Below are 13,812 nucleotides of genomic sequence, written 5' to 3'. Positions count from 1 at the left end.
TCTTACGGTACACGCTTAGATCTTTTTCCCCTGAGCTTGTACCGCGAAACCTCTCTTACGGTACACGCTTGGATCTTTTTCGCCTGAGCATGTACCTTGAAACCTTTCTTACGGTACACGCTTGGATCTTTTTCACCTGAGCATGTACCGCAAAACCTTTCTTACGGTACACGCTTGGATCTTTTTCGCCTGAGCATGTACCTTGAAACCTCTCTTACGGAACTAAGCTACATACGAAGATATACCTCAAGCTAAATCCCATTTCTTTATATTAAATTGAAGATTACCTTCCGCTTTAAAAGAAATGGACTCGTTTTTCGTACTTGGGTAAAATCGCGCTGTAAAAACTTCCTCCCCATCATTTACAAAAATCTCAATTGAGGAAGTATCCAAAAACACGTGTAGCTTTTTAATCCCATAAATCTGACAATGCCGTGATTCCACACTTCCATCTTTAAAATTCTTCCGATGGAGACTCATTTTATTGTCTTTTGCGGAATAAAAGAAACTTGCAGCCCCTCTGAATGTGATTTCAAAGGAATCTGAATGGTACGAGATTCCGTCAATGAGCATTTCCATTGATGTCCCTTGTATCTTATCGAGCGTTATAATCTCTCTATGGACTTGAACATTTTGATACGATTCTTCATTTTTCCGTAACTGCTTTAGTTCTTCTACAGGTTGTTGGATAACTTTTTCACCTTTAAGTGAAAGAACACGTGGCAATGTCATCGCATGAATCCAGCCATTTTCAATCGTTGGCTGATATTTTTCATAATCATCGGTCATTCCCATCCATGCAAAAAGAAGTCTTCGTCCTTTTTCATCGATGGTGGTTTGAGGAGCATAGAAGTCAAAACCACGATCTAATTCAGTAAAAGCACCATGCTGAAAAGATGGCTTTTCATAATGTAACTCTCCCACAAAATAGCCCGCTTGGAATAAATTATGATACAAATCACCTTCTGGCTCAAGCCCTTGTGGAGAAACAAGGAGAACATCCTTACCATCCAATCCAAAAAGGTCGGGACACTCCCACATGTATCCAAACGGTCCTAATCCGTTCATTTCCGAACCTGTAATAGCACCGCGAAATTCCCAATCTGTTAAGTTCTGCGAAGAGTAAAGAACAACCTTCCCTTGTTCGTCGAGATCTTGTGCACCCAACACCATGTACCATGTATCTTCTTTTTTCCAAACCTTTGGGTCACGAAAATGGGCTGTATAGCCTTCTGGAAGATGGATGACTGGTCCCATTTTCTCGAAAGTGTAGCCATCACTTGAGACCGCCATACATTGGTAAGTCTCACGTTCACCCTCTTCATTCTTCACATTCCCTGTATAAAATAACACCATTTTTCCGTCATGCTCAACTGCACTTCCCGAATAACAGCCATTTTTCTCAAACCATTCACTTGGAGCTAGTGCAATCGGCTCGTGTTCCCAATTCACAAGGTCTTTTGAGGTGTAATGTCCCCAGAACTTCGAACCATGTGCCGTTTCAAAGGGATTCCATTGGTAAAACAAATGGTACACACCCTTATATTGAATGAACCCATTCGGATCATTTAACAAACCAACTGGTGGCATTAAATGAAATTTCAAACGGTACTGGTCGCTTTCGACCTTCACCCTATTTCGCTCAACTTCCTGATTTGCTTTTTCGATTAATTCGTGCTGATTCATGATGAACTCCTTACGTAAAGAAGGCAAGTGATTACTTGCCTTCTGTTTTTTCTAGCATTTTATCTGAGTACCCGAACATCCAAGTTAGAACGAATGCAACAGCAATAGCTACTACGTTCACGAGGATATAAAGTAAAATTTGTCCGTTTAAATATAGCAATGTACCCGGGATTACCGTGATTGCCATTCCTGTTGCCTTAAGACCAAGGATTGAAGCTAAGAAGCCTCCAACACCACCGCCGATGAGTCCCATGATAAATGGTTTCACATAACGAAGGTTAACTCCGAATATTGCGGGTTCTGTTATTCCCAAGAATGCAGACAAGGTAGATGGTAAGGCTAAAGCTTTTAATTTTACCGACTTTGTTTTTAATCCAACTGCTAAAGCTGCTCCACCTTGTGCTGCTACTGCACATGTGACAATGGCGTTATACGGGTTGAATCCAAATTTTTCAAGTAATTGAATTTCTAATAGGTTAAAGACGTGGTGAACACCTGTAATAACGATAATTTGGTTAAGGAATCCAATAATTAATCCGGCAATACCAAATGGCCATTCAAGTACTGCAACTGTTGCATCTAAAATGACATTTTCAACTGTATGGAACACTGGTCCGATTGCAAATAGAGCTAAAGCAATCATGATGAGTAATGTTAAAAATGGAGTCACAATTAAATCCAGTGCTTCTGGGACACGTTTACGGATCCATTTTTCAAGCTTTGCACCAACAATACCTGTGATAAATGCTGGAATAACGGAGCCTTGGTAACCGACTACTGGTATGAATCCAAAGAATTTAATCGGATCAACCTCTCCGCCTGCAACTCCCCATGCATTTGGCAATGAAGGGCTAACAAGCATTAAACCAAGTATAAGTCCGATCGTTGGGTTACCCCCAAACACACGGAATGTGGACCATGCGACAAGTGCAGGTAAGAAAATAAAGGCTGTATCTGTTAAGATTTCAGTAAATAAAATAAAGTTTTGAGAGATATCCGCGGGCGTTAAGCCAAACCATGCTAGAATTTGCTCTTGCATCACTAATCCACGAACACCCATGAAAAGACCTGTTGCAACTAGTGCAGGTATGATTGGGACAAACACGTCACCGAATGAACGAACTGCACGTTGAAAAGCATTTCCGCTTTTCGCTGCTTCTTTTGATTGATCAGCTTTTGTTGTTGTTTCAATCCCTAGCTTTTCAACCTCTTCATAAATCCGATTGACTGTTCCTGTACCAAGGATGACTTGGAACTGACCAGAGTTAAAGAATGCCCCTTTAACCTTATCTACACTTTCAACTTTTTCTTGATTAATTTTTTCTTTGTCTTGAACCATAATTCGTAATCTTGTTGCACAGTGTGCAGCAGAAAGAATGTTTTCTTTACCCCCGACTGCTTCAATAATTTCTTCTGCAATTCGACGATTTTCTGACATTTAGAATCACCCCTAAAAATAGTGTCTGTATGGAATCGATTACATATACCTTAAAAGAATAGGTAATCGATTACACATTCCGTTAAAAAAATTTAAAGGCTGTTTGTGTAATCGATTACACATTCATTACAAAACCGATTATATACTATCTCGAACAATTAGTCTATAATCGATTTGTTTTTTTTCTATGGAAGTCCCTTCCTGTATGATTTCCAACAATGTCTTAGCTGCCTCAGCGCCTGTATATTCACTTAGAAAATCAACGGTCGTTAATTTTGGAGAAACATACCTTGATAAATCAGATGCACCCATTCCAGTTAAGGCAACATCATTTGGAAGCTCCAATCCCTGTTCTTTTAAATATTCCATTGCTCCAATCGCCAAACGGTCAGTTACAGCCACAATCGCAGTAGGTTTTTTAGTAGAAGCTTCAAAAATTTTCTTCGCCGCCAAATACCCTGATTCGATTGTAAATTCTGCTTTCCCAATCCACTTGTTAACAACGGGCAGTTGGTTTTCCTCCATTGCCGCTAAGTATCCAGCTTTCCGCTTGTACCCGACCTCATAATCCGTCTCGTCTACACCAATAAATGCAATACTCCGATGACCTTTTTCTATTAACAGATTTGTGATTTCCTTTGCTGCTTGGAAGTTATTATTAATGACAGAGGGTACCCCCTCCATCTCCTGTCCAGTCGCAACAAATGGAATGCGTAGTTTATTGATCTCCTCTAACAGTTGCTCGCCTCGATTGGTTGCAAGCAAAATGATTCCATCAACTTGTTTACTTTTTAAAAGCTTAACATACTCGATTTCTTTTTTCGGATCCAAATTTGTATTTGTAAGTAAGATTTGATAGCGGTGTTTTGCAAGTTCTTCACTGATTCCATTAACAATCCTACTTGCTGTTTCTGTGCTTAATTTTGGTAGGATGACACCAATGACATTGGATTGCTTGGTCCGCAATGCTTTTGCGTGCTCACTTGGTATATAGCCTGTTTCCTCTATAATTTTTAAAATACGCTTGCGAACATCATCACTTACATATCCTGAATTGTTCAGCACGCGCGAAACAGTCGCACTCGACACATTTGCAAGTCTCGCAATTTCCTTCATCGTCACCATGACATTTCCTCCATTACAGTTCATTCCTCTCTATTTTACACAATTCTTTCAAGTTCAAAAGCAATTTTAGTAACTTCAAAAAATATTTATTCTTTAGAATGTTGGATTCTATTATAATGAAATCAATATACACGGGTAATTAAATCGGAAAAGGGCGTGGGGTAAATGATTGATAAGCTAATAAAAGGTAACTTTAAAGTAGTAAAACCGCTTCTTCCGGGATTAACGAACCATCCAGTTATGAATGGGGTTATTGATGGGAACAATCCAGGAGAGATTTTTGTAGACAATCAGAATTACCCCGAAACAGCCTTTATTTGGGCGAAAAATGAGATGTTCTATCTTTGTGGCAAGGTTGATAATCAGGAATATAATTCTAAGCTTGAGGAATATATTGCATCCGTGATTAGGGTTGAGGCACTCCCTGAGGAAGATACATTAAATCTCGAAATTTATCCAAACCATCAGTGGAATGGATCCATTGAATCCATTTTTACACGAGTTCCTCTGCTGAGAGGGGAACGTGTTCCTTTTGTTTTTCATAAAGAATGGTTTACTCCAAACGATACGCAGGTAATTCCTGAAGGCTATGAGTTAAAAGTAATTAATAAGGATCTTATTGATTGGGATGAAAGCCACATCGTTAAAAATGAAATCACGAAGTTTTGGGACGAATCCTTGGATTCATTTTTTCAAAAAGGCTTGGGATTTGCAGTCGTTCAAGGGTCAACTATTATCGGAACATGTCTGTCTGTTTTTGTATCGAAAAATGAATACGAGATTGGAATTAACACATATGACCCAAGTCATCGTGGAAAAGGGCTTGCTACCGCAATGGCAACGGCGTTTATTAAGGAATGTCTGAGTCGTGGCGGAAACCCGCACTGGACAACAGAATCATTTCGCAAAGACTCTATTGCAATCGCAAAGAAAGTTGGCTTTGAACAGCTAGATCATTACCCCGTTTATTACTTGCCGTTTGATCAATTTGTCATTAAATAAGGAGTTCTCCTCGCGGTAAACTCCTTTTTATATCTAGACTACTTATATGGTAAACTCCTGAATCGAACAGTTTCTTTCATCAAAGCGTTCGGAAAAGTTTCCCTTTGTACTTTTTGAAATGATTTTTCTCCAAAATGTCCGGGCTCTCTCATTCTTCTCCGACTGTCTCACATGCCACCTTCCAGGAAACATAGCAAAGATTTGCTCGGCAACAGTGGACCCAATTCCTTTGCCCTCATAACCTCTCATAATAAAAAATTCTTCTATTGAATTAGGTTCCTCTTCCGTTTGGCTTTGCACTAATACAAAGCCTGCAAGCAAACCATCCACTCTTACAAAATAAGCGTGATGGTTTCGGCCTTTCCAATAGACATCAAGATTAAACCTGTCAAAACAACCATTATCATTTATCTTTATCGTACTCATATACTTTGTAAATTCGTAAATATAAAATTGCATGAGGTTATGTAAGACCTCTTCTTCCTCTTTTGAAACAGCTTGAATTTGTATGTCCATGTTTGAGTGATACACCTCTATAGTCTCGTCCGTATATTCCACAACTCTGGGAAAAAGCGATGGTTCATGACCTGCTTCAAATACTCGACACCTGCCGAGCCACCTGTCCCCCTCTTGTACCCGATAATTCGTTCAACAGTAATCATGTGATTATAGCGCCATTTCTGTTGGTGGGATTCAATATCCACTAGCTTTTCCGCAAGCTCATAAAAATCCCAATACTTTTCAATATTTTGATAGACTTCAAGCCAAGCCTGTTCGACGCTTTCGTTGGCCCTATAATCCTCTGTCCAATCCCTTTGAAGGCAGGTTTTGTCAATTGTAAAGCCTCTTTTTGACAGGGCAAGTATCGCCGCATCATAAATACTTTTTTCTCTGAGTGCCGCCTCAACCTGTTTGTAAACTTCAGGTTGATGCTTATAAACACCGAGTACATTCGGCTTTTTATGTCCTAACGCAAACTCAATTAACCGATTTTGATAAGACTGGAAGCCTGAGGATTTTCCGAGTTCGCCTCTAAATTCCATATATTCTGATGGAGTTAACGTTGATAGAACATCCCATGATTGAATCAATTGCTGCTGAATGCGTGAGACCCTTGATAACATTTTAAACGCGGGCTCAAGGTCATTTTTTAAAATAGATGCTTTTGCCGCATTTACCTCATGTAAAATAAGCTTCATCCACAGCTCACTCGTTTGGTGAATGATGATAAACAGCATCTCATCATGGTGCTCAGACAGTCGTTGCTGGCTTGAAAGCAAAGAATCTAACTGAAGATAATCACCATACGTCATGTCCTTTGATAAGTCATCGTAAATACCATCGTTTTTACTCATAGACATCTCCTTTCCATTTTGAATCCTACTCATTACTTTCTATGAATATGCCGAAATATCCTACATATTTATGATTTTCTTAGGCGGTTCTTGGCTCTATCGGTTTTATTTCAATTCTATCGACTTTATTTTGATTCTATCGATTTTAATCCAGTTCTATCGTTTTTATTTCGACTCTATCGATTTTAGCGCATAATAAAAAGCCACCTGGAAATCCGTTTCCCAGTGGCTTGAAACTACACTTTTTTTCTTCTTCTAATAATCAATTGATTCAATACCTCTGAGATGACGAGACCGAATGCAATTGCACCTGAAATCATAAAAGCCCTCGCCGCTAGTGGTAAGGCTGTAGAATAGTCATTTTCAACAAAGTTCCTCATCGCGTCATACGAGATTCCACCTGGCACCAACGGAATGATTCCGACGATGCTGTAGATAATAACTGGGTTTTTATATACTTTAGCAAAAATATGGCTGATGATGGCAACCAATACCGAGGCAGCAAGCGTCGCATAAACGGCATCGACGCCTCTCAAAAATAAAAAGATATATAACATCCAACCAATCATTCCAACTAGTCCACATTTTAAAAGGGACTTTTTAGGAACATTGAAGATGATCCCGAATGTGCTAGAAGCAATTAAGCTTGTAAACAAATGAGCAAGCATTGTAAACTCCTTTCATCTTAGAAAATCGCAAGGACCACAGCTACTCCCGTTCCAATTGCAAAGGCTGTTAAAAACGCTTCTGCTCCCTTTGAAATCCCGGAAACGAGGTGTCCTGCAATCAAATCACGAACTGCGTTTGTAATCACCAACCCGGGAACAAGTGGCATCACTGATCCGATAATAATTTTATCAAGCTCTGCCCCAATCCCTGTCCTTATAAATAGATAAGCAACCATTCCTATTAAAAATGAAGCCAAAAACTCCGCAAAGAATTTGATTCGAATCAACCGGTGAAGGTAGATAAAAAAGGCAAATCCTACTCCTCCCGCAACACATGCTGGTAAAAAGTCCGTCCAGGTTCCAAGGAACATGATGGTAAAACATCCACTAGCAAGGGTTGCTGCCAGAATCTGAATCCAGACGGGATAGGAAAGATCCTTTTTTGAAAGGTCGTCTAGCTCTTGTTTTGCCTCCTGAAGCGTTAAATCCCCGCTGCTGATTTTTCGTGAAATGCTATTCACCAGGGTTACCTTTTCTAAATCGGTTGAACGCTCATTGATGCGTATTAAGTTAGTAGGTTCTGTACCACTCGTCGAAAACATAATGGCAGTTGGTGTCACATAACTATGGGAAGATAATATCCCAAATGCAGCGGCCATTCGGTTCATCGTATCCTCTACTCGATACGTCTCGGCTCCACTTTCAAGCATTATTTTTCCCGCTAACAAACAGATTTCCATAACTTCACTCTTTTTTTCCATAAAACACCGCTCCATAGATTAAAAAATAACATATTGTAAAGCTTATATGAAAGACAGCCTCATAATCAACTTAAAGTTTGGTAAACATGAGAATAATGGTAATTCTTCTGGATTTATGATATATTCATCCATTATAGATGATGTTCAAAAAGAAACGAACCGATTGTGATTTTTGAGCGTTTACTACAGGATAACGAAAGAGGTTATAAGCGTGGACAATAATAACGTTTCAAACTTTATTAGAAATATTATAATCGATGATTTAGAAACAGGAAAACGCGATCATGTCGTTACCCGTTTCCCTCCAGAACCAAATGGGTACCTACATATCGGACATGCCAAATCAATCATTCTAAATTTTGACCTTGCGGATGAATTTAAGGGTAAAACCAACCTGCGATTTGATGATACAAACCCATTGAAAGAGGATATTGAATTCGTTAACTCAATCAAAGAGGATGTAAAATGGCTTGGATATGATTGGGACGGTCTCTTTTTTGCTTCGGATTACTTTGAAGAAATGTATAACCGGGCTGTTTTATTAATCAAAAAAGGCCTTGCATATGTGGATGATTTGAGTGCAGATGAAATCCGTGAATACCGCGGAACCCTAACAGAGCCAGGTAAAGAAAGTCCATTCCGTGACCGTACGATTGAGGAAAACCTTGAGTTATTTGAAAACATGCGTGCTGGCAAGTACGAAAATGGTGAAAAAGTATTACGTGCAAAAATTGATATGAAGTCACCAAACATTAATTTACGTGATCCTGTTATTTACCGAATTTCACATACGACTCATCATAATACAGGTGATAAATGGTGTATCTACCCATTATATGCCTTTGCCCACCCACTTGAGGATGCAATTGAGGGTGTGACTCACTCTATTTGTACAATTGAGTTTGAGGATCAACGTCCTTTTTATAATTGGGTTGTTGAGCAATGTGAAATGGAAAGAAAACCACAGCAAATTGAATTCGGTCGCATCAACTTAACAAATACTGTCATGAGTAAGCGTAAGTTGAAGCAGCTAGTTGAAGAAGGCCATGTGGACGGATGGGACGACCCTCGCATGCCAACTATTTCCGGACTAAGAAGAAAAGGGTATACACCTGAAGCAATCCGTACATTCTTGCGTGAATTAGGGGTCGCAAAAAACAACGGTACCGTTGATACACAAATGCTAGAGCATTTTGTTCGTGAAGATTTGAAGCTAAAAGTACCACGAACAATGGGTATCATTAACCCACTTAAAGTCGTGATTACGAACTATCCAGAAGGACAAGTGGAAATGCTCGATGCGGAAATTAACCCTGAAAATCCAGAAATGGGAACAAGACAAATCCCGTTCTCTCGTGAAATTTATATCGAACAAGAGGATTTCATGGAAAATCCGCCGAAAAAATATTTCCGTCTCTTCCCTGGTAATGAGGTGCGTCTAAAGCATGCTTACTTTATTAAATGTGAAGAAGTCATTAAGGATGAAGAAGGAAATGTAGTTGAACTGCGTTGTACGTATGACCCTGAAACAAAGAGTGGTACTGGCTTTACTGGTCGTAAGGTAAAGGGTACGATTCACTGGGTTGAGGCTACACAAGCGGTGCCTGCTGAATTCCGTCTTTATGAACCACTGATTTTAGATGCGGAAGAAAATGGGGATGAGGAAGAAGACAAAACATTCCTTGATTATGTCAATCCAAACTCTCTTGAGATTCTAAATGGATTCGTTGAACCAAACATGAAAGATGCGAAGCCACAGGATAAGTTCCAATTCTTTAGACATGGCTACTTTAATGTGGATCCGAAACACACTACCGAAGACCATCTTGTCTTTAACCGAATTGTTTCATTAAAAAGTTCATTCAAATTATAAAAAAGAGACTCGTGCACACCAATCGTGTTGCACGAGTCTTCTTTTTAGTATCTGTCCTCTAAATCAATGCCTTGGTAATAGTGTTTAAGAATTTCCTCAAAGGTTGCCCCTTTTTCAGCCATACCAACTGCACCTGTTTGTGACAAGCCGACACCATGGCCCCAGCCACCACCATATACTTTAAAGCCAACGACTTCTTTTGTTTGATTGTTTATAACCGGCTCAATGTGGAATAAAGTACTTAAAAGTGAAGCTTGGTTACCGTTCGCATTAATGTATTTTAATGTCGTTCGAATTCGATCTTTGTATTCATAAAAAGTACCATTTTCCGTAACAAACTCAATTTCGAGCACGCGGCCTGAGCTTGAGCGTTCAGTCACATTAATTTCGTGCACCTTACCTACTTCCGTATTATATGATGTGCTTAACACGTTACTAATTTCTTCTGCCGTCCATTCAAAATTCCAGCGATGGTATTTCGACCAATCTGCTTCAAAATCTCCTTCTTTTGCTGCTCGTAAAGACTTAGAATTGCTGTGATTTTTAAAGACCTCTAAGGATGGAACATGCTCAAACGCCTTTCCTCTTTGTGCATCTGGCACCCCTCTTAGGTATGGAACAGGGTCTGAACTCCACACATCCTCATTATTTGCCGAGAATCCCCCGCTAGTAGAGTTAAAGACAGCCGTTATCAATTTACCTTCATAAGTTGCGACAATTCCTCGTGTACCATCAACTGCACCATTTGAGATTGGGTGTTCAGCTTCATAGCCACCATACACTTGGTCAGATGTTGTTGGAAGAAGATCATAGCCATCCTTGCCTCTCTTCCCCATATTGGATAAGGCGTAGGTTCTGGCAGCAATCGCCTGTGATTTTTGCGCTTCTAATTCACCATATGGAACAGGCGGCAGCTCACGTGGAACGACACCATATAAATACTCCTCAATTGGAAGTTCATTAATTCCCGCAAGTGACCCAGAACTGTTAAAACCAACCTCCACGATTCCTCTGTATTTTTTACCGTTAATTGTCACTAAATCATTTGAAATGACCTGGATGGAGTTGGTCGTTGTTTTTGCTGTTTCACCATCAGAAACTTTGATTGTTGACTCACCTTCAACAGTTGTAATGATCCTCCAATAAGCATCGCTAGCACCTAGACCTTTGGAGATGATTTCATTTTTAAAAGCCGTTCTCACAGAAAATGAGGCATCTGCTGGGAACTCTCCTATCAATAATCTCCACCCATTATTGTATTCCTCGATATAAGTTGGATACCCAAGTGATTCGGCTCGTTGCAGCCAATCGGCAATATAAGCATTACTCGTTGAAAATGCAACCTGTAATCGGTAGTTTGTCTTTACAACGGATGACCCCGCTAATTCGACTTGTACTTCATTATTAGATCCTGTTAAAAGGACTTCACCTGTTGCTTTATCTTTGATAGCAAAATCGTCAATTCCTCCCACTGTAAGGGACTCCTCAGAAGGCACAACTCCAATGCGAATCGTTGGTTCTTCTCCCTCACTTGCTTCTGCTAGATTGTCCCATATCCCTTGCAGCGATAAAATGCTGACAAAGGTAAACACAAATAATATCTTTAAAACTCTTTTCACACGCTATTCCCCCTACTCATTTTTCGTCATATAGATAAGTTCGTTAGGGGGTTAAAATTACCTTTCATACTAATTTACTATTTTTTAAAATTAAATTTCACCTGCGTGTTTTACTAGTTCTCTATCTTCTGATAGAAAACGACAAGATTCTTTTTTCTTCTATTCTATCTAAGGCAATTGACCGCTTTATGGCTGAAATTTTTATATGACTATTGACCTACTCAATAAAAAAATGACCAGGATTTCCTGGTCATTAAGATTGATATTGAACTTGATGTAGATTCGCGAAGATGCCACCCTTCTCAAGTAGTTCATCATGTCCACCTTGTTCAGCTATACCATCCTCTGTTACAACCACAATGCGGTCCGCATTACGAATCGTTGCCAGACGGTGAGCAATCACAAGGGTTGTGCGATTTTTCGAAAGCTCTGTTAGCGCCTTTTGGATAATTTGTTCTGTTTCTGTATCTAAAGCTGAAGTAGCTTCATCTAAAATTAGGATTGGCGGATTTTTTAAGAACATCCGGGCAATCGCAATCCTTTGTTTTTGACCACCCGAAAGCTTAAGTCCTCTTTCACCAACCTGCGTTTCGTAACCATCCGGCAGACCAGCGATAAAGTCTTCTAAATGGGCACGTCTTGCAGCTTCCTTAATTTGTTCGTCCGTTGCCCCAAGCATCCCGTACGCAATATTTTCCTTTAATGTCCCTGTAAAAAGGAAAACATCCTGCTGTACGATTCCAATTTGTGACCTCAGTGATTGCTTTGTCATTTTTCGAATATCCATACCGTCAATAGAAATGGCACCACCATCTACATCGTAGAAACGTGGAATTAAAGAACAAATGGTTGTTTTCCCCGCCCCAGACGGACCAACAAACGCAACCGTTTCCCCGGCATGGACCTTTAAATTAATATCCTTTAAGACAGATCCCTGCTTTTCATCATAGCCAAAAGTGACATGATCAAACACGATATCACCACGGAGGGATGGAACAGCCACCGCATCCTTTGCATCCTCTACCTCTGGCTCCATATCGAGGAGCTCTGTAAATCGTTTGAAGCCTGCCATGCCCTTTGGATAAAGCTCCAACAAAGCACTTATTTTATCAATCGGCTTAAAAAGAACATTGACATAAAGGACAAATCCAACTAGTTCCCCATAAGTCAGGTCCCCATTAAAGCTTAGCCATGCGCCAACAACTAACACGATTAACACAAACAAGCGTGTCATGAGATAAATCCCAGCAGATGTTGAACCCATTACCTTGTACGCACTCAGTTTAGACCGGCGGAACTTACGATTGTCTACCTTAAACCTTGAAATTTCATATTCTTCATTTGTGAAGGACTGGACCACTCGCGCCCCTGCAACGCTGTCCTCTACCCGTGCATTGACATCGGCAATATTGCTATACATCGCTTTCCATGCACGATTCATGCGAACATTCGAAAAAGCAATGAGCCAAATTAAAAATGGGACAACAATGATTGCGATTAAGGCTAGCTTCACATTAATCGTTAGCATAATCCAAAATGCTCCAATAAAGGTCATGATGGCAATGAATAAATCCTCTGGACCATGATGGGCAAGCTCCCCGATATCAAACAAATCATTTGTAATCCGACTCATAATATGACCTGTTTTTGTATTATCAAAAAAACGAAACGATTGACGTTGCACATGCTGAAACAGCTGCTGCCTCATATCCGTTTCTATGTTAATTCCAAGCTTATGGCCCCAATAACCTACGATAAATTGCAGCCCTGAACTAACTAAATATAAAACTAATAAACCAATGCTCACCCAAACAATTGCAGACCAGTTATTGGTTGGCAAAAGTGAATCAATGAACCACTGCACCGCTAGCGGAAAGGCAAGTTCTAAAATTGCTACAATTACCGCACAACTGAAGTCAATTAGAAATAGCGTCCGGTGTGGCTTGTAGTATGTAAAAAAACGTCGTAACATCCTTTTCTCTCCTTATGACATATACCTATTACGAATTATAAGCTGTTACCCTTGAATTTGACAAACTATTAAGTTGGTCGAAATATTAATCTTGAGGTTGAGGTACATGCTTGATCGCTTTTCCCTCGTTCGTGTACCTCTAGACTCTTCTTGCGGGACATTCTCTTACCCTTTTTCTCTCTGCGTGTACCTCTAGACCCTTCTTGCGGGACATTCTCTTACGTTTTTTCTCTCTGCCATGTACCGCTAGACCGTTCTTGCGGGACATGCTCTTACGCTCTTTCTCTCTGCCATGTACCTCTAGACCCTTCTT

At 40.0% G+C, this 13,812-nt stretch carries 11 protein-coding genes; 2 read left to right on the top strand and 9 right to left on the bottom strand.

What is annotated here, in order from left to right; all coding sequences use genetic code 11:
• Positions 1 to 246: 246 nt before the first annotated feature.
• The 3 genes from DZB84_RS19190 to DZB84_RS19180 form a co-directional block, all read right to left on the bottom strand.
• Positions 247 to 1,686: a glycoside hydrolase family 32 protein gene (locus DZB84_RS19190; protein ID WP_116353927.1), complete on the bottom strand. Its 1,440-nt coding sequence runs from the start codon at positions 1,684 to 1,686 to the stop codon at positions 247 to 249.
• A 31-nt stretch (positions 1,687 to 1,717) separates the two neighbouring features.
• Entirely contained in the window at positions 1,718 to 3,124 is a 1,407-nt protein-coding gene (locus tag DZB84_RS19185) for a sucrose-specific PTS transporter subunit IIBC (RefSeq protein ID WP_116353926.1), read from the bottom strand.
• Between the two features lie 138 nt (positions 3,125 to 3,262).
• Positions 3,263 to 4,249: a LacI family DNA-binding transcriptional regulator gene (locus tag DZB84_RS19180; protein ID WP_116353925.1), complete on the bottom strand. Its 987-nt coding sequence runs from the start codon at positions 4,247 to 4,249 to the stop codon at positions 3,263 to 3,265.
• 165 nt (positions 4,250 to 4,414) lie between these two features.
• Between DZB84_RS19180 and DZB84_RS19175 the strand changes: the two genes are divergently transcribed.
• Positions 4,415 to 5,251, top strand: a complete 837-nt coding sequence (locus DZB84_RS19175) for a GNAT family N-acetyltransferase (RefSeq protein ID WP_116353924.1) — start codon at positions 4,415 to 4,417, stop codon at positions 5,249 to 5,251.
• 42 nt (positions 5,252 to 5,293) lie between these two features.
• Here DZB84_RS19175 and DZB84_RS19170 read toward each other — a convergent pair whose 3' ends face one another.
• From DZB84_RS19170 to DZB84_RS19155, 4 genes are all read right to left on the bottom strand, one after another.
• Positions 5,294 to 5,767 carry a GNAT family N-acetyltransferase gene (locus DZB84_RS19170; RefSeq protein ID WP_116353923.1) on the bottom strand — a complete coding sequence of 158 codons (474 nt, stop codon included), beginning with the start codon at positions 5,765 to 5,767 and terminating at the stop codon, positions 5,294 to 5,296.
• Positions 5,768 to 5,784: 17 nt separating this feature from the next.
• Complete coding sequence (kynA, locus tag DZB84_RS19165; protein ID WP_116353922.1) at positions 5,785 to 6,606, bottom strand: tryptophan 2,3-dioxygenase; 822 nt, start codon at positions 6,604 to 6,606, stop codon at positions 5,785 to 5,787.
• Positions 6,607 to 6,842: 236 nt separating this feature from the next.
• Positions 6,843 to 7,274, bottom strand: coding sequence for a threonine/serine exporter family protein (locus DZB84_RS19160; protein WP_116353921.1), 432 nt, complete (start codon positions 7,272 to 7,274; stop codon positions 6,843 to 6,845).
• A gap of 17 nt (positions 7,275 to 7,291) precedes the next feature.
• Positions 7,292 to 8,035 carry a threonine/serine exporter family protein gene (locus DZB84_RS19155; RefSeq protein ID WP_116353920.1) on the bottom strand — a complete coding sequence of 248 codons (744 nt, stop codon included), beginning with the start codon at positions 8,033 to 8,035 and terminating at the stop codon, positions 7,292 to 7,294.
• 211 nt (positions 8,036 to 8,246) lie between these two features.
• Between DZB84_RS19155 and DZB84_RS19150 the strand changes: the two genes are divergently transcribed.
• Positions 8,247 to 9,908, top strand: coding sequence for a glutamine--tRNA ligase/YqeY domain fusion protein (locus DZB84_RS19150; RefSeq protein ID WP_116353919.1), 1,662 nt, complete (start codon positions 8,247 to 8,249; stop codon positions 9,906 to 9,908).
• Positions 9,909 to 9,952: 44 nt separating this feature from the next.
• Here DZB84_RS19150 and DZB84_RS19145 read toward each other — a convergent pair whose 3' ends face one another.
• Together DZB84_RS19145 and DZB84_RS19140 are read right to left on the bottom strand one after the other, a co-directional pair.
• On the bottom strand, positions 9,953 to 11,527 hold the full coding sequence (locus DZB84_RS19145; RefSeq protein WP_116353918.1) for a SpoIID/LytB domain-containing protein: 1,575 nt from the start codon (positions 11,525 to 11,527) through the stop codon (positions 9,953 to 9,955).
• 253 nt (positions 11,528 to 11,780) lie between these two features.
• Complete coding sequence (locus DZB84_RS19140) at positions 11,781 to 13,499, bottom strand: ABC transporter ATP-binding protein (RefSeq protein WP_116353917.1); 1,719 nt, start codon at positions 13,497 to 13,499, stop codon at positions 11,781 to 11,783.
• Positions 13,500 to 13,812 lie beyond the last annotated feature (313 nt).

Origin of the sequence: Bacillus sp. HNG, assembly GCF_003400205.1 — a bacterium.
Lineage (GTDB): Bacteria > Bacillota > Bacilli > Bacillales > Bacillaceae_L > Ferdinandcohnia.
This window is presented reverse-complemented; position numbering and strand designations above follow the sequence as displayed.